Origin of the sequence: Micromonospora sp. WMMD1082 (genome assembly GCF_029626175.1) — a bacterium.
Lineage (GTDB): Bacteria > Actinomycetota > Actinomycetes > Mycobacteriales > Micromonosporaceae > Micromonospora.
Window position 1 is genome coordinate 278,205 of the sequence record NZ_JARUBM010000002.1, and the last position, 16,582, is coordinate 294,786.

Genomic DNA, 16,582 nt, shown 5'->3' on the forward strand with positions numbered 1-16,582 from the left:
CGGTGTCTGTCGCGTACACCGGCGGCCTCCTCGTCTCGTCGTTGCTCAGCCCACGGGCGCGGCGCGCCCGGCCGGACTCAGGCCTGGCCGACCTCGAACCGCACGAAGCCGGTGACCTCGATGCCGGCCTCGGCCAGCACCTGCTTCACCGTCTTCTTGTTGTCGGTGACCGAGGACTGCTCCAGCAGGACGAAGTCCTTGAAGAAGGAGTTCACCCGACCCTCGACGATCTTCGGCAGCGCTGCCTCGGGCTTGTTCTCCTCGCGGGCGGTCTGCTCGGCGATGCGCCGCTCGGACTCGACGACCTCGGCCGGCACCTCGTCGCGGGTGAGGTACTGCGGGCGCATCGCGGCGATCTGCATGGCCGCACCCCGCGCGTCGGCGTCGCCGGCCTCGTCGGTCGTGCCCGCGTACTGCACCAGCACGCCGACCGCCGGCGGCAGGTCCTGCGCCTTGCGGTGCAGGTAGACCGCGACGTTGCCGTCGAGCTTGGCGAACCGGTTGAGCACCAGCTTCTCGCCGATCTTGGCGGACTGCTCCTGGACGATGTCGGCGACGGTACGGCCGTCCAGCTCGCTGGCCAGCAGCTCCTCGGCGTTGCGCACGCCGGCCCGCTCGCCGTGCTCGACCAACTGCTGTGCCAGCGCGATGAAGCCGTCGTTCTTGGCGACGAAGTCGGTCTCGCAGTTGAGTTCGAGCAGCGCCTTGCCGGAGTGCGCGACCAGACCGTTCGCGGCGGTCCGACCGGCCCGCTTGCCGACGTCCTTGGCGCCCTTGACGCGCAGGATCTCGACGGCCTTGTCGAAGTCGCCCTCGGCCTCGGTCAGGGCCTTCTTGCTGTCCATCATGCCGGCGCCGGTCAGGTCGCGGAGCTTCTTGACGTCCGCGGCGGTGATCTGGGACATGGCTCTCTCTTCGGTGTTGAGACTGCGATGGAATGGTCTGAGGTGAGGGTTACCCGGTTCCGAGAGGTTCGTGCCGGTCTACCCGCCGCCGGCCACCATCAGCGAAACGGACGGTGGCCGGACGGCGGCGCGGTCACTGACCGGAGACGGCCGCTGGCTGCTCGGCGGGCTGCTGCTCGGTCGCCGGCTGCTCGGCGGGCTGCTCGTCGGCCTTCTTCGGCTCCTCGAGCAGCTCGCGCTCCCACTCGGCCAGCGGCTCGTCGGTGGCGACGCCACCCTCCGGCTTCTCGTCGCCACCCCGGCGACGGCCGGAGCGGGCGATCAGGCCATCGGCGACGGCGGCGGCGACGACCTTGGTCAGCAGCTCGGCCGAGCGGATCGCGTCGTCGTTACCCGGGATCGGGAAGTCGACCTCGTCCGGGTCGCAGTTGGTGTCGAGCACGGCGATCACCGGGATGCCCAGCTTGCGGGCCTCGTCGACGGCGATGTGCTCCTTCTTGGTGTCGACCACCCAGACCGCGGCCGGGAGCTTCTGCATGTCCCGCAGGCCACCCAGGGTGCGGGTCAGCTTGATCTTCTCGCGGGAGAGCTGAAGCGTCTCCTTCTTGGTGTAGCCGGCGGCGGTGCCGCTGAGGTCACCGAGGGCCTCCAGCTCCTTCATCCGCTGCAGCCGCTTGTACACCGTCTGGAAGTTGGTCAGCATGCCGCCGAGCCAGCGGTGGTTGACGTACGGCTGGCCGACCCGCGTCGCCTGCTCGGCGATCGCCTCCTGGGCCTGCTTCTTGGTGCCGACGAAGAGGATGCTGCCGCCCTCGGCCACCGTGTTGCGCACGAAGTCGTACGCCTTCTCGATGTAGTCGAGGGTCTGACGCAGGTCGATGATGTAGATGCCATTGCGCTCGGTGAAGATGAAGCGCTTCATCTTCGGGTTCCAGCGCCGGGTCTGGTGCCCGAAGTGAACGCCACTCTCGAGCAGCTGACGCATGGTCACGACGGCCATGGTTCGTACTCCTTGCGGTCCCTGGTTGTCCCGCCCGGCCGGCGGCCGGGCGTCCTGGTGCCCGGTCGCCGGCCATGATGGGCCCGAGGGGTCGGGACCAGGGAGGCCGCCGCCACACGACGACTCGTGAGGAAGGCACGCGAGGTCGACCGCACGAGGCGGTCGCCAGTTGACCAGTGTACGCGCCCTCCCCGCCGCGCCACGCCCGGGTGTAAGGAGGGGCCCCTGTTAACGCGTGGTGTCCCTGTCAACGCCTCCGGCGGCGGCTGCGGTGCCGTTCAGCCGGCGCGACTCCGTCTCAGCCGGCGGCAGCGCGACTGTGGCTCAGCCCACGGCCAGCGCGACTGCGGCTCAGCCGGCGGCCAGCGCGGCGACGAGGAAGAGCGCCAGACCGACGGTCAGGTACGCCGTCGGTGGTCGCAGCCAGCCTCGCGCGCCGTCGGTCAGCGAGAGCCCGGTGGTCCGCAGCCCGTACAGGCCGGCCGCGAAGATCGGCAGCCCGCAGACGAGGAACGTGCCCGCCAGCACGTCGCCGGTGGAGACCGGGTCCGCGGTGGCGCCGTGCAGCAGCACCCGCAGGGCGGGAAGCTCGAAGATCACGACCAGCGCGGCGAAGAGCACGGCGAGCACCGGCCGTCGCGTCCGGTAGACGCCGTCGCCGGCCGGCAGCCCTGGCTGCCCTGGCTGTGCGCCGGTCACCGGGTAACCGGTCTCGCCACCGGTGGCCGGATGCGCGGCCTCGCCCACCGGTAGGTCACCCCGGGGCAGCACCGGCGGCACCGGCCCGGTCGGCTGCTCCAGCGGGTTGGGCCCGTCCGGCCCCCGCTTCGCCCCGACGATCGGGTATCCGGCCAGCGGGGCGGCGCGGGTCGGATCCGTCGACAGCGGCGCACCGCCGCTGGTCGGGCTCGCGTCCCGGGCGGCACGCCAGCCGGCGCGATCGGCCGGCAGTTCACCGGAGACGTCCGGTTCTCCCGATTCCGCCGCCCGCGAGCGCGAGGCCCGGTAGCGCTCCGTCTCCGCCGCGACATCCCCGGCCGGGTCCGTCGGGGCGAAACGGCGTGCCGAGCCGTACGGGTCGTCTCCGCCCCGCTGCTCGGGGGCCACCGGCGGCTCCTCATCGCGGTACCGCCCCTCGCGCGCGCCGGGCCACTCGGGGTCGGCGTAGCCACGGTCACGTTCGCCCGGATACCAGCGTGACTCCGGGTCGTCGGGAAAACTGCGTCGTCCGTCCACGTCCGGCACCGTATGCGACCAGGCGTTCGTCCGCCATCCAGCCCCGCCCTTCGGCAGCGGTAGCACACCCAGGGCATGATCGTTTGTCCGTCCACAGGGCCCCCGGTCATCCACAGGCCGCCCCGGCGGGGTCGCCCCGGTACCGGGTACGGGAGCAGGGTGCGGCCATGACCAAGCGGAACCAGGCGGTCGGCGGCTACGGGGAACGCTGCGCCGTACGACACCTGATCGAGGCGGGGCTGCGCCCGGTGGCCCGGAACTGGCGCTGCCCCTCGGGAGAGATCGACATCGTCGCCTGGGACGGTCCGGTGCTCGCCTTCTGCGAGGTGAAGACGCGCCGCACGTCGACGTTCGGCACCCCCGTCGAGGCCGTGGTGCCGCGCAAGGCACGCCGGCTGCGCGGCCTCGCCGCCGCGTGGCTGGCCGCCACCGGCACCACCGCCGACGAGGTCCGCTTCGACGTCATCTCGGTCCTGCTGCCGCGCACCGGCCGGGCCCGGGTCGAGCACGTCAAGGACGCATTCCCATGAGCGAACGCAGTGAGCGAATCATCAGGCGCAGTGCGGCGGTGCCTCGTGGTGGCACGGGAGCGAAGCGGAGTGCCGCCCCGAGCGAACATCGTGAGCGAATCGTCAGGCGCAGTGCGGTGGTGCCTCGGGGCGGCGCCGAGCGTAGCGAGGGGTTGCGATGAGCTACGCCCGGGTGCTCTGCGTCGGCCTGGTCGGAGTGACCGGTCATCTGGTGGAGGTGGAGGCGGATCTCGCTCTCGGCCTGCCGGCGGTGGTGATCTCCGGACTGCCCGACACCGCCCTGCACGAGGCTCGCGACCGGGTCCGTGCCGCGGTGGTCAACTCCGGTCAACGGTGGCCGAACCGGCGGATCACCCTCAACCTGCTGCCGGCCACCCTGCCCAAGTTCGGTTCGGCCTTCGACCTGGCGATCGCGGTGGCGCTGCTCGGTGGCTCCGGGGAGCTGCCGCTGCTGCCGCTGGACGGTGTGGCCGTGCTCGGCGAGTTGGGTCTGGACGGGACGGTGCGACCGGTCCGGGGCGTACTGCCGATGGTCGCCGCAGCGGCGACGGCCGGCGTCGAGCGGGTGATCGTCCCGGCGGGCAACGTCGCCGAGGCCGCGGTCGTCCCGGGGCTGCGGGTACGCGGCGTGGACAGCCTGCACCAGTTGGTCGCCTTCGTCCGCGACGGCGCCCCGCTGATCGAGCCGCCGGTGGACGCCCCGCTCCCGGCCGCCGCCGGGTCCGATCTCGCCGACGTCGCCGGGCAGGGGCTCGGGCGGCGTGCCCTGGAGATCGCCGCCGCCGGCGGGCATCACCTGGCGCTGATCGGGCCGCCGGGAGCGGGCAAGACGATGCTCGCCGAGCGCCTGCCGTCGATCCTGCCGGTACTGGACGACGATGCCGCGCTGGAGGTGACCGCGCTGCACTCGATCGCCGGGCTGTTGCCGGCCGGTGGCGGGTTGATCCGCCGCCCGCCGTTCCAGGCCCCGCATCACACCGCGACCCTGCCCTCCATCGTCGGCGGCGGGACGGGGCTGGCCCGCCCCGGCGCGATCTCGCTCGCCCACCGTGGGGTGCTCCTGATGGACGAGGCACCCGAGTTCAGCAAGGCGGCGCTGGAGGCGTTGCGCCAGCCGTTGGAGAACGGCCGGGTGGTGTTGACCCGCAGCCGGGGCGGTGCGGAATACCCGGCCCGCGCCCAGCTGGTGCTCGCGGCCAATCCCTGCCCGTGCGCGAACCCGGCCGGCGACGATCGCTGCGAGTGCCCGCCGCTGACCCGCCGTCGCTACCTCGGCCGGCTCTCCGGTCCACTGCTCGACCGGATCGACCTGCAGGTACGCCTACCGCCGATGCGGGCGGCCGAGCTGATGGAGACGACCGCCCACGAGTCCTCCGCGGTGGTCGCCGGGCGGGTGGCCGCGGCGCGGGAGGCGGCGTCCCGCCGCTGGGCGGCGCTCGGCCGGCGACTCAACGCCGAGATCCCCGGCCCGGCCCTGCGCCAGGCACCGTGGCGACTGCTCGGCCGGGACACCGCCGAGCTGCGGTCCCGGCTCGATTCCGGTTCGCTCTCCGCCCGCGGCTTCGACCGGGTCATCCGGCTCGCCTGGACCATCGCCGACCTGGACGGGCGGGCACGCCCGGACAAGAACGACGTCAGCGAGGCCATCTCGCTCAGGACGGGAGAGGGCACGTGAGCACACACGAGGAGTTGACCCTGGCGCGGGTGGCGCTGACCTGGCTGGCCGAGCCGGGCACCCGGTCGGTGCATCGGCTGGTCGACGAGCTCGGCCCGGTGGCCGCACTGAACCTGCTGCTGGACGGCGGGGCGCCGCAGGAGGGGCTGCGCGAGAGCGTGGCGGCACGCAGCCGGGCCGGTGACGCCCGGGCGGTCGCCGCCGAGGCACTGCGGCGTGCCGACCGGCTCGGTGTCCGGGTCGTCATTCCCGGCGACGACGAGTGGCCCGGCACGGTCGAGCACCTGCGCACGCTCCGGCTGCCCGACGCACGCCGCCGGGTCGACCTGGAGACCGCGCCACCGCTCTGCTTCTGGGTACGCGGACCCTGGCCACTGGCCGAGGTGCTGGACCGGTCGGTGGCGGTGGTCGGGGCGCGGGCCGCCACGCCGTACGGCATCCACATCGCCACGGACCTGGGCTACGGCCTCGCCGACCGGGACTGGACGGTCGTCTCCGGCGGCGCGTTCGGCATCGACGCCGCGGCGCATCGCGGAGCGCTCAACGCCGGCGGGCTCACCGTCGCGGTGCTCGCCTGCGGCGTGGACCGCTCCTACCCGATGGGCAACGCGGCGCTGTTCGACCGGATCGCCGACACCGGGCTACTGGTGAGCGAGTGGCCGCCGGGCGCCGAGCCGCTGCGGCCACGCTTCCTCATCCGCAACCGGGTGATCGCGGCGGGCACCCGGGGCACCGTGCTGGTGGAGGCGGGGGCCCGCAGCGGCGCGACCCAGACCACCAGGCGGGCCATCGCCCTGAGCCGGCCGGCGATGGTGGTTCCCGGCCCGGTCACCTCGGCGATGTCGGTCGGCGCCCACGAGATGCTCCGGGAGCAGCGGAAAGCACGGTTGGTGACCGGCCTCGCCCAGGTCCTGGAGGAGGTGGGACGGATCGGCGAGCTGGCGCCGGTGCCGCGCGGGCCCGAGCGCCCCACCGACCTGCTCGACGACGAGGCGAGATCGATCGTGGAGGCGATGCCACGACGTGGCCGGGTCGGCGTGGACGCCCTCGCCGCGCGGGCGGGCCTGGCGGTCCGGACAGTACTGCGCAAGCTGTCCATGCTGGAGGAGATGTCCCTGGTGGTACGCCGCGCGGACGGCTACGCCCTGGTCACGGCGAAGAAGCGACCGGATCCCGCCGGATAGGGCCGGCACGGCCCGCCTGCTCGCGGGCGGCGCGGGGCCGCCGTAGGGTCGAGCTGTGCGAAGGACAGGCGCGGAGGGGCGGGACGCCCGCGGCACGCGGGACGTGCACGCGGCGCTGCCGGAGCCGCTGCGGGACGCGGTGGACGAGTTCGCCCGGCACCTCGCCTCGGGCCGCAGCCGCTCGACGCACACCGTCCGGGCGTACGTCGCCGATCTGGTGTCCCTGTTGGACCATGCCAGCCGGATGGGCTGCACCCAGGTGGCGGAGCTGAGCCTCGACACGGTTCGCAGCTGGCTGGCCCGGCAGCGGACGACGGGTGCGGCCCGCACCTCGCTCGCCCGCCGGGCCGCCGCGGCGCGGACCTTCAGCGCCTGGGCCCACCGGGGCGGGCTGCTGCCCGTCGACATCGCCGCCACGCTGGCCAGCCCTCGGCCGCAGCGGACGCTGCCCACCGTGCTGCGCGCCGACCAGGCGGCGCTGCTCGTCGAGGCGCCGGGCGACACCGGTCCGCCCGAGGACGCCGACGAGGCGGTGCGACTGCGCGACCGGATGCTGCTCGAACTGCTCTACGGCACCGCCATCCGGGTCAGCGAGGCGTGCGGGCTCGACACGGCCGACGTCGACCAGGGGCGGCGGGTCGTCCGCGTACGGGGCAAGGGTGGACGGGAGCGGACGGTGCCGTACGGGGTGCCGGCCCAGCGCGCCCTCGACGACTGGCTGCGGCACGGGCGGCCGGTGCTGGCGGTCTCCCACTCCCGTGACGCACTGCTGCTCGGCGCCCGGGGCGGCCGGCTGCACCCGACGACCGCTCGCCGGATCGTCGGCGGGTACGCCGAGGCGGCGGGGCTGCCCAGGACCAGCCCGCACGCGCTGCGCCACTCGGCCGCCACCCACCTGCTCGAAGGTGGGGCGGATCTACGGGCGGTGCAGGAGCTGCTGGGGCACTCCTCGCTGGCCAGCACCCAGGTCTACACCCACGTCTCGGTGGAGCGGCTCCGGGCGGCGTACCGGCAGGCCCACCCCCGCGCCTGACCGGCGGTGCGCTGGAGCCCGGGTCGGCGTCGAGGCCGCCGTCGGGCCGCACCTCGGCGAGAGCCGCCGGTCGCGCGTGATCGGCGGTTACGATCATCGGGTGAGCGTCCCGCCGCCGCCCGAACCGATCATGGGCGGTCGCCTGCTCTTCTCCCTCGACCCGGCGGTCAGCCACCTCAACCACGGCTCGTTCGGGGCGGTACCGATCGTGGCGCAGCGGGCCCAGCAGCGGTTACGCGACGAGATGGAGGCGGACCCGCTGCGGTTCTTCGCCCAGGGGCTGGTCGACCGGATCGCGCACACCCGCCGGCACCTGGCGGGCTTCCTCGGCGCCGACCCCGACGGCACCGCCCTGACCACGAACGTCACCAGCGGCGTGGCGGTGGTGCTCCAGTCTCTCGGGCTACGCCCCGGCGACGAGGTGCTCACCACCGACCACGGCTACGGTGCGGTCGAGTTCTCGGTGCGCCGCGAGTGCCGCCGCACCGGCGCGACGCACCGGATCCTGCGGGTGCCGCTGGCCGCCACCGACGAGGAGGTGGTGCAGGTCGTGCGGGCCGGGCTACGCCCGGGCCGCACCCGCCTGCTGGTGGTCGACCAGCTCACCTCGGCCACGGCACGGCTGTTCCCGGTCGCCGCGATCGTCGGGGTGGCCGGGGAACACGGCATTCCGGTGCTGGTCGACGCCGCGCACGCGCCGGGCATGCTGCCGGCCTCCGTGCGGAGCATCGGCGCCGACTTCTGGGTGGGCAACCTGCACAAGTGGGGGTACGCCCCGAGGGGCACCGCCCTGCTCGTGGTGGCGCCGACGTGGCGGGAGCGGATCGAGCCGCTGGTGGTCTCCTGGGAACAGGACGCGGGATTTCCCGGCCGCCTGGAGTGGCAGGCCACGTCGGACTACACGGCCTGGCTGAGCGCCCCGGCCGGGCTCTACACGCTGCGCAGCCTCGACGTCGACCGGGTGCGGGCGCACAACGCCGCGCTGGCCGCGTACGGGCAGCGGGTGGTGGGGGACGCGCTCGGCGTGCCGCCGGCCGACCTGCCCGACCCCGGCGGGCCCACGGTCGCCATGCGGATCATCCCGTTGCCGGCGGGCATCGCCACGACCCTGGACGGCGCCCGGGCGCTGCGGGCCCGGATCGCCGATCGGCTCGCCGCCCAGGTCAACGTCGCGGCCTGGAACGGGCGCGGGTGGCTGCGGCTGTGCGGTCAGGTCTACAACTCGCCCGACGAGTACCAGCGACTCGCCGTCGAACTGCCCACGCTGCTCGCCCAGCGCTGAGTGGGCCCGCGCCACCCTCAGCGATCTCGCCGAGGGGCAGCAGCCGGGCCCGGCCGAGGCCGAGCAGGGCCAGCGGGTCGAGGTATTCGGGCCCCCGACGCAGCCCCCAGTGCAGGCACGCCGCGGCGGGACAGCCGGCGTGCCCGGCCAGCAGCGTGCCCAGTGCCGCACCGGCCGGCACCGTCGTGCCCACCGCGACGGCCGGCTCCACCGGCTCGTAGGTGGTCCGCAGCCCGTCGGCGTGCCCCACGGTGACCACTGGCCGGCCGGCGACCATGCCGGCGAACAGGATCGTGCCGGCGCCGGCGGCCCGGACCGTCGCGCCGGCCGGGGCGAGCAGGTCGACCCCGCGATGGCCGGCCAGCCACGGCCGAGGCGGCGGGTCGAACCCGCGTACCGGATGCGGCACGCCGTCCACCGGCCACCGGAACGGCACGACGCCGCCGGTGGCCGGTGCGCTGCCGGGCGGCGCCGGCGCGGGCGGCACCGGCCACCCGCTCGTCCGGGCCGCGCCGTTCGCGTGACCCGACCCGCCAGCAGCCAGGGCTGCCGATCCAGACGCCGCCAGCCCGGGCGCCGCAGACCACGCGAGCAGCGCCAGCAGTACGGCCGGCAGCAGGGACGACCGGAAACGACCGGGTACGCGCAACCGTGTTCGCATGTCGCGCAGCCTGACCGGTCGCTCCCGATGCCCGCCACCCCGGCCGGCTCGGTTGTGGACGACGCGACGCCCTGTGGACAGTCCGCGCGGAAGAGAATGATCTGTTATGCGTGGGCTAACCCGGACCGGTCACGGCTTGCGGCAACGTGGGCTGTCGCGCCGGGTGGGAGGGCCCAACTTGCCGCATCTGGTGACCTCGGCCTGGGCCGCCGAGGGTACGCGGACCGCACTAGGGTCGGGACGTGACGTCTGACTGGTACGCCTGGCACCACCACTACGAGGACTCGGCCTCGTCGTTGTCGCGGCGGCTGGCGGAGGTGCGCCTGCGGATCGCCGCCGCGCTGGACGAGGCACCGCCGGGGTCGCTGCGGGCGGTCAGCCTCTGCGCCGGGCAGGGACGGGACCTGATTCCCGTGCTGGCGGCCCATCCGCGCGGCGGCGACGTGACCGCCCGGCTGGTCGAGCTCGACCCGCGCAACGTCGAGTTGGCCCGTACGGCCGCCCGCGAGGCCGGACTGCCCGGGGTCGAGGTGGTGCGCGGCGACGCGGCCCGTACCGACGCGTACGCCCCGCTCACGCCGGCCGACCTGGTGCTGGTCTGCGGCGTCTTCGGCAACATCTCCGACGCCGACGTGCGTGCCACGGTCCGCCACTGCGCCTCGCTCTGCGCCACCGGCGGGACCGTCTTCTGGACCCGGCACCGGCGCGCTCCGGATCTGGTCCCGACGATCTGCGAGTGGTTCGCGGAGGACGGGTTCGAGGCGGTCGCGGTGAGCACCCCGGCGGAGGGGGTCGGCGTGGGCGTGCACCGATTCCTCGGTACGCCCCGGCCGCTGCTCACCGGAGCGACGATGTTCGAGTTCACCGGGCGCCCGCAGCCCGCCCAACCGGTCTGACCGCGCACGGCTGGAGAGGCCGACGTCGTTCAACTGTGGACAGCGATGCGGTGTGGCAACGGCGGGTGGGGTCGGCCGCCGCCCGGGGCGGTACGCGGATCAGCCGCCGAAGCCGGAGTCGGCGGGGAGGGAGATGTCGGGCTTCTCCAGCTCCTCGACGTTGACGTCCTTGAACGTCATAACACGCACATTCTTCACGAACCGGGCAGGGCGGTACATGTCCCACACCCAGGCGTCGTGCATCTCGACCTCGAAGTAGACCTCGCCGTCGGAGTTGCGCACGTGCAGATCGACCTGGTTGGCCAGGTAGAACCGGCGCTCAGTCTCCACCACGTAGGAGAACTGGCGGACGATGTCGCGGTACTCCCGGTAGAGCTGGAGCTCCATCTCGGTCTCGTACTTCTCGAGATCTTCCGCGCTCATCGCACTCCGCCTTCCATGACCACATCTTCCCCCACCGGCGCCGGAGGCCGAGGCTGCTCGCTCAACGCCACGCCGACGGTACCCCCTGCGGCGCCCGAGCGCTCCATCGGCTCGTCCGGGCTTGCGCCCGGCGGTCGCCGGGCGCGAGGCGGACGGCCATCGAGACCCGAGACGGTGGCCACGTTGATGTAGGAGAACCGGTGCTCCCGACAGGGCCCACGCTCGCGCAACGCGGCAGTGTGCTCCGCGGTGACGTACCCCTTGTGCTCGGCGAACCCGTAGCCGGGATGCGCGGCGTCCAGGTCGACCATGATCCGATCCCGAGTGACCTTGGCGAGCACGCTCGCCGCCGCCACGCACGCGGCCACCCGGTCGCCCTTCCAGACCGCCAGCCCGGGCACGCCCAGGCCGTCGACGCCGAACCCGTCGGTCAGCACGTACTCCGGCCGGACGGTCAGCGAGGCCAGCGCCCGTCGCATGGCGGCCAGGTTGCACACGTGCAGCCCACGGGCGTCGACCTCGTCGGCCGGGATGACCACCACGGCGTACGCCAGCGCGCGCTCGACGATCTCGTCGTGGACCCGCTCCCGGCTGGCCGGCGTGAGCAGCTTGGAGTCGGCCAGCCCTTCGATCTCGCCCCGCCGCCCCTCCGGCAGCACCGCGGCGGCGGCCACCAGCGGCCCCGCACAGGCGCCCCGGCCGGCCTCGTCGGCGCCGGCGACGTGCCGGAAGCCCCGTCGTTGCAGGGCGCGCTCCAGCGCGTAGAGCCCGGCCTCACGGCGCACCACGGTACGCGGTGGGGTCAGCATGCGGCGCCTCCCGCCGTGCCGGCCAGCGCACGGGCCAGCACATCGGCCACGTCCGACGGGTAGCACCGTTCGTCGGTGGCGCGCAGTTCCCGCGCCGACCACCAGCGGTGCCCGTCGACGGTGCCCCGCTCCAGCTCGCTGAAACCGGCCGTATCGACCTCGTGTGCGGCCACCCGCACCAGGAAGAACTGCTGCTCCTGGCGATACCACACGCCGTCGAACGGAAACTCGATCAGGTCGGCGTAAACGGGCTCGCCGACCTGGGCCGGGGCCAACCGCAGCCCGGTCTCCTCCGCCAGCTCACGCGCCGCGCCCTGCGCGTAGGTCTCACCCGCGTCGAGCCCGCCACCGGGGGTGAACCACCAGCGCCCGTGCTCCGGACGGGCCGGGTCGAAGCCGCGGAACAGCAGCAACCGGCCGGCAGCGTCGACCAGGAGCACACGCGCGGCGCGCCTCGGGGTGTAGACCGTCACCGCACCAGACTGCCAGACGCCGCCGACAACGCCCACGCCCCGTGCCACGGGCGCGTCACCCCGTCCGCACCATCCACCCGGCCGCTGCCGCGCGGGCGATCGTCGCACCCGGTCAGGGCGTCGGGATCGCCTCGAACTGGTCCGGCACGGTCAGCAGGGTGGCCCGGTCGAACGGCCAGAAGATCGTGAAGGCCCGGCCCACCACGTCCTGCTCCGGGATGGTGGCGAACTCGACGTTCTGGCTGGACTGTTGGTAGTGCTCCAGCGAGTCGCCGGACGCGGAGCGGTGGTCACCCATCACCCAGAGCCGCCCCTGCGGGATGACGACGTCGAACTCCTGGTCCGCCGGCTTGTCCCGGTGGCCGTCGATGGAGAAGATGTACGGCTCGTCCAGCGACGCGCCGTTGATCATCAGGCGGTCCTGGTCGTCGCAGCAGACCACCTGGTCGCCGCCGACCCCGATCACCCGCTTGATGAAGTCCTCCCCGGCGGGGTTGCCGCTCCACTCGACCGGCGCCTTGAAGACGATCACCTCGCCCCGGTGCGGCGACCGGAAGTGGTAGACGAGCTTGTTGACCAGCACCCGATCGTCGATCTTGAGAGTGTTCTCCATGGACGGCGAGGGGATGAAGAAGGTCTGCAGCACGAAGGCGCGTACGAGTACCGCGACCACGATCGCCACCCCGAGGAGGATGGGCAGTTCCTTCCAGAACGAATGGCGCGACTTGTCGGTCTGCTCGTCAATCACGGAAGGAGCCTACGTTGCCCGGCTGAATGCCACCGTCCGGAACGCGCGAGAATGGACAGCGTTGCCGCAATCGGGAGAAGCAGGACCACGCCACCGTCGGGTGTGGGGCGTACCGGCTCGGCATCGTCGGTCGCCGAGGGCGGCGGGGCGACGCCCTCGAAGGTCTCGGGCACCGGCAGCGAGTGCCATCGGTGGGACGGCCAGACCACCGCGAACGCGCGCCCCACCACGTTGTCGATCGGCACCGTGCCCTGGCATCGCGCGTCCTGCGAGACCAGCCGGTGGTCGCCGAGGACGAACATCTGCCCGGGCGGTACGACGATCTCCTCGAACCGCCGGGAGCGGCACTCCTGCGGATTCGGCGGGAGATCCAGCGGCGAATCCCGCAGGACGTACGCCGACTCGTCCAGCGGGGTGCCGTTGACCAGCACCCGCCCCTCGTCGTCGCAGCAGCTCACCCGGTCTCCGGGCAGTGCGATCACGCGCTTGATGAAGTCCTTCTCACCCGGACGGCTGACGCCGACCAGGTCGCCGATCGTACGGCCGACCTTGTCGGCGAAGCCCTTGGGCGGCTGCGCGTCGACCTGCGGAACCCACTGGTCGGTGCCCCGGAAGACCACCACCTCGCCGCGCTCCGGATCCCGCACGTTGTAGACGATCTTGTTAACCACGACGCGGTCACCGATGAGCAGGGTGTCCTCCATCGACCCGGAGGGGATGAAGAACGCCTGGAGCAGGAAGCTGCGAATCAGCACCGCGAGGCAGAAGGCGACGATGAGCAGCAGCGGCAGCTCCTGCCAGAGCGGCATCTGCGGCCGGCCGCGCCGGGTACGCCGGCGCCACGGATCGGCCGCGCCGCTGTCGTCAAGCGCCTGTACCACGCCTACTCCCCGGTCCGCAGAAACGACTACCGCCCGGGAGCCTCGTCGAAGCTCCCCGGGCGGTAGTGGAGGTCGCCCGCCACGCCGGGCGGGTCGCCGTCCCGCTGCGCCCGTACGACCAGGGTAGTGCGGACCGGCCAGTACGGCATACGCGCAGCTCGGGCGGCGTGGCGCAGCGCGAGGTCAGCTCGGCTGCTTCTCGCGCAGCTCCTTGATCTTGGCCTTCTTGCCCCGCAGCTCACGCAGGTAGTAGAGCTTGGCGCGGCGGACGTCACCGCGGGTCACGACCTCGATCCGGTCGATGGCCGGGCTGTTGATCGGGTAGGTGCGCTCGACACCGACGCCGAAGCTGAGCTTGCGGACGGTGAAGGTCTCGCGCAGCCCGTCACCCTGGCGGCGGATGACGACGCCCTGGAAGATCTGGACCCGGGACCGGTTGCCCTCGACGACCCGCGCGTGCACCTTGACGGTGTCACCGGCGCGGAAGTCGGGCAGGTCGGTGCGCTTCGACTGGGCGTCAAGGGCGTCCAGGATGTTCATCGCGGTGTCCTCGTGAGGCTCACGGCGCACCGTCAATCGGCGCGCGGATGGGTGATACTGATCTCCGGGTGGTGGCCGGTGCGGACCGGCCCCAGTCGAAGATCCTCGCAGCCGTCCACGGCGCAGACGACTGCGGCAACCCCTCTACTTTGCCACATCCGGTCCGGGCACCTGAAATCCGGCCCGATCCAAGGCGGCGACGTCCCGTTTGTCCAGGCTCTGCGGATCGAGCGCGGCGAGCATGTCGGGCCGGCGGTGACCGGTCCGGGCCAGTGCCTCGTCCCGGCGCCAGCGGGCGATCCGGCCGTGGTCGCCGGAGCGGAGCACCTCCGGCACCTCCAGCCCGCGCCACGTCGCCGGTTTGGTGTACATCGGCGCCTCGAGCAGCCCGTGCGCGTGCGACTCCTCGGCCAGGGAGCCGGCGTTGCCGAGCACCCCGGGCAGCAGCCGGGTCACCGCCTCCAGGATCACCAGGACCGCCACCTCGCCGCCGAAGAGCACATAGTCACCGAGGCTGACCTCGGTGACCGGCATCCGGGTCGCGGCGTGATCGAGAACCCGCTGGTCGATCCCCTCGTACCGGCCGCAGGCGAACAGCAGCTGCGGCTCGGCGGCCAGTTCCTGGGCCAGCGCCTGGGTGAACGGCGTCCCGGCCGGTGAGGGGACCAGCAACCGCGGCGGGGGCAACTCCGCCGGTGCGAGGGCGTCCAGCGCCTCACCCCACGGCTCGGGCCGCATCACCATGCCGGGCCCGCCGCCGTACGGGGTGTCGTCGACGGTGCGGTGCACGTCGTGGGTCCAGTCGCGCAGATCGTGTACGACCAACCGCAGGGTGCCGTTGGCCCGGGCCTTGCCGACCAACGACAGGTCCAGCGGGGCGAAGTACTCCGGGAAGATCGACACGATGTCGACGCGCATCAGGGGTGCTCCCGGGCTAGAGATCGAGCAGGCCGCCGGGCGGGTCCACCACGACGCGGCCACTGGCGAGATCGACCTCGGGGACGATGGCCTTGACAAACGGGATCAACGCGGTACGCCCCTCCGGGCGCCGCAGTACCAGCAGGTCGGAGGCGGGGGCGTGGTCGATCCGGGCCACCTCGCCCAACCGTTCGCCGGTCGGGGTGACCACGGCCAGGCCCACCAGCTGGTGGTCGTGGAACTCCTCCGGATCCTCCGGGGCGGCGATGTCGGCGCTGTCCACCGCGAGCAGGGTGCCGCGGAGCGCCTCGGCGACGTCGCGGTCCAGCACCGCCTCGAAGGCGATCAGCATCCGCCCCTGGTGCCAGCGGGCGGACTCCACGGTCAGCGCGTCGGGCACCTGGTACGACACTCCTGGGCCGGCGGACGGGTGCTCCGCGACCCGACCGGGGGCGGGCGCCCCCGGCACGGTGCGCAACACCATGCCGGGGGCGAACCGCGTCTCGGGCTCGTCGGTACGCACCTCCACGGTGACCTCACCGCGGATGCCGTGCGGCTTGCCGATCCTGCCGACGATGAGCTGCATCAGTACGAGTCGACGATGTCGACGCGTACGCCGCGCCCACCGATGGAGCCGATCACCTGGCGCAGCGCCTTGGCGGTCCGGCCGGACCGCCCGATCACGGTGCCCAGGTCCTCGGGATGCACCCGGACCTCCAGCCGCTTGCCCCGACGGGAGTCGACCATCCGGACGCGCACGTCGTCGGGATGGTCGACGATGCCCTTGACCAGGTGCTCCAGCGCCGGCCGCAGTTCCATGTCAGGCCTGCTCGCCGGAGTCCGCGGCGGGCTGCTCCTCGGCCTTCGGCGTCTCAGCCTTCGGCGTCTCGGCCTTCGGTGCCTCGGCCTTCGGTGCCTCGGCGGCCTTGGCGGCCTTCTTCGCCGGCTTGGCCGGGGTGTCCGCCACGCCGGCGGCGGCCTTCGCCTCGGCCTCGTAGGCCGCCTTGCGGTCGGCCCGCTCGGGAGCGACCTTCAGCGGCGGCGGGGCCGGCAGGCCCTTGAACTTCTGCCAGTCACCGGTCAGCTCCAGCAGCCGCTGCACCGCCTCGCTCGGCTGCGCGCCGACGGACAGCCAGTACTGGACCCGCTCCGACTTGACCTCGATCACCGAAGGGTCCTCCTTCGGCTGGTAGATCCCGACGAACTCGATCGCCCGGCCGTCGCGCTTGGTGCGCGAGTCGGCGATGACGATGCGGTACTGCGGGTTGCGGATCTTGCCCATCCGCAGGAGCCGGATCTTTACGGCCACGGTTGTTTCGCTCCTGTTGCGATCTCACCGACCCCACATGGGCGGTGTGCATGGGTGAGCGCCAACGGCACAGTGGGGT

At 73.1% G+C, this 16,582-nt stretch carries 19 protein-coding genes and 2 pseudogenes; 6 read left to right on the forward strand and 15 right to left on the reverse strand.

Annotated features, from left to right (window positions below; all coding sequences use genetic code 11):
* Positions 1-77: 77 nt before the first annotated feature.
* The 3 genes and pseudogenes from tsf to O7615_RS01345 all read right to left on the reverse strand — a co-directional run bounded on the left by tsf (position 78) and on the right by O7615_RS01345 (position 3,178).
* The gene (tsf, locus tag O7615_RS01335) at positions 78-905 is read right to left on the reverse strand and encodes a translation elongation factor Ts (RefSeq protein WP_278175276.1); all 828 of its coding nucleotides are present in this window, start codon (positions 903-905) and stop codon (positions 78-80) included.
* A 133-nt stretch (positions 906-1,038) separates the two neighbouring features.
* Positions 1,039-1,905 carry a 30S ribosomal protein S2 gene (rpsB, locus tag O7615_RS01340; RefSeq protein WP_278175277.1) on the reverse strand — a complete coding sequence of 289 codons (867 nt, stop codon included), beginning with the start codon at positions 1,903-1,905 and terminating at the stop codon, positions 1,039-1,041.
* Between the two features lie 351 nt (positions 1,906-2,256).
* Positions 2,257-3,178, reverse strand: a pseudogene (locus O7615_RS01345) (hypothetical protein).
* 130 nt (positions 3,179-3,308) lie between these two features.
* On the opposite strand from O7615_RS01345, the gene O7615_RS01350 reads away from it, so the two are divergent.
* From O7615_RS01350 to O7615_RS01370, 5 genes are all read left to right on the forward strand, one after another.
* The gene (locus tag O7615_RS01350; protein ID WP_278175279.1) at positions 3,309-3,671 is read left to right on the forward strand and encodes a YraN family protein; all 363 of its coding nucleotides are present in this window, start codon (positions 3,309-3,311) and stop codon (positions 3,669-3,671) included.
* Between the two features lie 157 nt (positions 3,672-3,828).
* Complete coding sequence (locus O7615_RS01355; RefSeq protein WP_278175280.1) at positions 3,829-5,346, forward strand: YifB family Mg chelatase-like AAA ATPase; 1,518 nt, start codon at positions 3,829-3,831, stop codon at positions 5,344-5,346.
* Positions 5,343-6,530, forward strand: coding sequence for a DNA-protecting protein DprA (locus tag O7615_RS01360; protein ID WP_278175281.1), 1,188 nt, complete (start codon positions 5,343-5,345; stop codon positions 6,528-6,530). The genes O7615_RS01355 and O7615_RS01360 overlap by 4 nt, the downstream gene beginning before the upstream one ends.
* A gap of 55 nt (positions 6,531-6,585) precedes the next feature.
* Positions 6,586-7,563, forward strand: a complete 978-nt coding sequence (locus O7615_RS01365; RefSeq protein ID WP_278175282.1) for a tyrosine recombinase XerC — start codon at positions 6,586-6,588, stop codon at positions 7,561-7,563.
* 100 nt (positions 7,564-7,663) lie between these two features.
* On the forward strand, positions 7,664-8,845 hold the full coding sequence (locus O7615_RS01370) for an aminotransferase class V-fold PLP-dependent enzyme (RefSeq protein ID WP_278175283.1): 1,182 nt from the start codon (positions 7,664-7,666) through the stop codon (positions 8,843-8,845).
* On the opposite strand, the gene O7615_RS01375 is transcribed toward O7615_RS01370, so the two are convergent.
* On the reverse strand, positions 8,727-9,332 hold the full coding sequence (locus tag O7615_RS01375; protein WP_278181945.1) for a M23 family metallopeptidase: 606 nt from the start codon (positions 9,330-9,332) through the stop codon (positions 8,727-8,729). The genes O7615_RS01370 and O7615_RS01375 overlap by 119 nt on opposite strands.
* A gap of 416 nt (positions 9,333-9,748) precedes the next feature.
* Between O7615_RS01375 and O7615_RS01380 the strand changes: the two genes are divergently transcribed.
* Positions 9,749-10,402: a class I SAM-dependent methyltransferase gene (locus O7615_RS01380; RefSeq protein WP_278175284.1), complete on the forward strand. Its 654-nt coding sequence runs from the start codon at positions 9,749-9,751 to the stop codon at positions 10,400-10,402.
* 99 nt (positions 10,403-10,501) lie between these two features.
* Here the strand turns inward: O7615_RS01380 and O7615_RS01385 are convergent, their stop codons facing one another.
* The 11 genes and pseudogenes from O7615_RS01385 to rpsP form a co-directional block, all read right to left on the reverse strand.
* Positions 10,502-10,825, reverse strand: a complete 324-nt coding sequence (locus O7615_RS01385; protein WP_007075222.1) for a DUF2469 domain-containing protein — start codon at positions 10,823-10,825, stop codon at positions 10,502-10,504.
* Positions 10,822-11,634 carry a ribonuclease HII gene (locus tag O7615_RS01390; protein WP_278175285.1) on the reverse strand — a complete coding sequence of 271 codons (813 nt, stop codon included), beginning with the start codon at positions 11,632-11,634 and terminating at the stop codon, positions 10,822-10,824. Before O7615_RS01390 ends, O7615_RS01385 begins: the two co-directional genes overlap by 4 nt.
* Complete coding sequence (locus O7615_RS01395; RefSeq protein ID WP_278175286.1) at positions 11,628-12,107, reverse strand: NUDIX domain-containing protein; 480 nt, start codon at positions 12,105-12,107, stop codon at positions 11,628-11,630. The genes O7615_RS01390 and O7615_RS01395 overlap by 7 nt, the downstream gene beginning before the upstream one ends.
* A gap of 112 nt (positions 12,108-12,219) precedes the next feature.
* A complete protein-coding gene (gene lepB / locus O7615_RS01400) occupies positions 12,220-12,855 on the reverse strand; it encodes a signal peptidase I (RefSeq protein ID WP_278175287.1) in 636 nt (211 codons plus the stop codon).
* A gap of 9 nt (positions 12,856-12,864) precedes the next feature.
* A pseudogene (gene lepB / locus O7615_RS01405) lies at positions 12,865-13,736 on the reverse strand (signal peptidase I).
* Positions 13,737-13,762: 26 nt separating this feature from the next.
* Complete coding sequence (locus O7615_RS01410) at positions 13,763-13,885, reverse strand: hypothetical protein (RefSeq protein ID WP_278175288.1); 123 nt, start codon at positions 13,883-13,885, stop codon at positions 13,763-13,765.
* A 34-nt stretch (positions 13,886-13,919) separates the two neighbouring features.
* A complete protein-coding gene (gene rplS / locus O7615_RS01415; RefSeq protein ID WP_013732104.1) occupies positions 13,920-14,276 on the reverse strand; it encodes a 50S ribosomal protein L19 in 357 nt (118 codons plus the stop codon).
* A 144-nt stretch (positions 14,277-14,420) separates the two neighbouring features.
* A complete protein-coding gene (trmD, locus tag O7615_RS01420) occupies positions 14,421-15,194 on the reverse strand; it encodes a tRNA (guanosine(37)-N1)-methyltransferase TrmD (RefSeq protein WP_278175291.1) in 774 nt (257 codons plus the stop codon).
* 16 nt (positions 15,195-15,210) lie between these two features.
* Positions 15,211-15,780, reverse strand: a complete 570-nt coding sequence (rimM, locus tag O7615_RS01425) for a ribosome maturation factor RimM (RefSeq protein WP_278175292.1) — start codon at positions 15,778-15,780, stop codon at positions 15,211-15,213.
* Positions 15,780-16,013, reverse strand: coding sequence for an RNA-binding protein (locus O7615_RS01430; RefSeq protein WP_137782272.1), 234 nt, complete (start codon positions 16,011-16,013; stop codon positions 15,780-15,782). The genes rimM and O7615_RS01430 overlap by 1 nt, the downstream gene beginning before the upstream one ends.
* Before the next feature lies 1 nt (position 16,014).
* The gene (gene rpsP, locus O7615_RS01435) at positions 16,015-16,503 is read right to left on the reverse strand and encodes a 30S ribosomal protein S16 (protein ID WP_278175296.1); all 489 of its coding nucleotides are present in this window, start codon (positions 16,501-16,503) and stop codon (positions 16,015-16,017) included.
* Positions 16,504-16,582: the final 79 nt, after the last annotated feature.

What these genes read in the sequence shown, in the direction of transcription:
- O7615_RS01410 (WP_278175288.1), bottom strand. Translation starts at nt 13,885, where the DNA reads ATGCCGTACTGGCCGGTCCGCACTACCCTGGTCGTACGGGCGCAGCGG.
- trmD (WP_278175291.1), bottom strand. Translation starts at nt 15,194, where the DNA reads ATGCGCGTCGACATCGTGTCGATCTTCCCGGAGTACTTCGCCCCGCTG.
- tsf (WP_278175276.1), bottom strand. Translation starts at nt 905, where the DNA reads ATGTCCCAGATCACCGCCGCGGACGTCAAGAAGCTCCGCGACCTGACC.
- O7615_RS01385 (WP_007075222.1), bottom strand. Translation starts at nt 10,825, where the DNA reads ATGAGCGCGGAAGATCTCGAGAAGTACGAGACCGAGATGGAGCTCCAG.
- O7615_RS01350 (WP_278175279.1), top strand. Translation starts at nt 3,309, where the DNA reads ATGACCAAGCGGAACCAGGCGGTCGGCGGCTACGGGGAACGCTGCGCC.
- rimM (WP_278175292.1), bottom strand. Translation starts at nt 15,780, where the DNA reads ATGCAGCTCATCGTCGGCAGGATCGGCAAGCCGCACGGCATCCGCGGT.
- O7615_RS01355 (WP_278175280.1), top strand. Translation starts at nt 3,829, where the DNA reads ATGAGCTACGCCCGGGTGCTCTGCGTCGGCCTGGTCGGAGTGACCGGT.
- rpsB (WP_278175277.1), bottom strand. Translation starts at nt 1,905, where the DNA reads ATGGCCGTCGTGACCATGCGTCAGCTGCTCGAGAGTGGCGTTCACTTC.
- O7615_RS01430 (WP_137782272.1), bottom strand. Translation starts at nt 16,013, where the DNA reads ATGGAACTGCGGCCGGCGCTGGAGCACCTGGTCAAGGGCATCGTCGAC.
- O7615_RS01390 (WP_278175285.1), bottom strand. Translation starts at nt 11,634, where the DNA reads ATGCTGACCCCACCGCGTACCGTGGTGCGCCGTGAGGCCGGGCTCTAC.
- rplS (WP_013732104.1), bottom strand. Translation starts at nt 14,276, where the DNA reads ATGAACATCCTGGACGCCCTTGACGCCCAGTCGAAGCGCACCGACCTG.